The 614-nt window shown below is 49.0% G+C and carries 1 protein-coding gene; it reads left to right on the forward strand.

All coding sequences use genetic code 11. From position 1 onward, the window contains the following. Window positions 1-124: 124 nt before the first annotated feature. Window positions 125-614, forward strand: a 490-nt coding sequence (locus ACYVRA_RS08170) for a tetratricopeptide repeat protein (protein ID WP_461252234.1), incomplete at its 3' end; no start/stop codon positions are given.

Consider the following 614-nt stretch of genomic DNA (forward strand, 5'->3'; position numbering starts at 1 on the left):
AATATACTATATGTTTTGATGTACCAAACCAAGATTTTGATAAAAAGCGCATAAAAATTGCTATCAATACCGGACGGCGTAAGATTTTTGCGACCATCAAATGTTGTCTCTTATACACATCTAGATGTGTATAAGAGACAGGCCGTATAGGGGGCGTGGCGAAGCGTATGTGAAAATCGGCGACTTTGATAGAGCCGTCGCGGATCATACTGCGGCGATTCGGATAGCTCCTAACCGTTGGTACGGCTATTTCGACCGCGGCAACGCCTACTACAAGAAGGGCGAGTTTGATAAGGCCATAGCTGATTATACGGAGTTTATCAGGCTTCATCCTAACGCGTCCGGATATTTTCTTCGCGGAGAAGTATACGCCGCCAAGGATGATTTCGATAAAGCCGTCGCGGATTATACGGAGGCTATCCGGCTTGATCCGGCTGATGCGAATTATTACTACAGCCGCGGCGGGGCGTACTTAGGAAAGAGCGATTTGGATAGAGCCATAGCGGATTTTACGGAGGCTATCCGGCTTGATCCGGCGGGCGCGAATTATTATGTCTGCCGCGGCGGGACGTATCAGGACAAGGGCGACATAGATAAGGCCGTCAGAGACTACG

The sequence above is a fragment of the Treponema sp. R8-4-B8 genome (genome assembly GCF_054786175.1).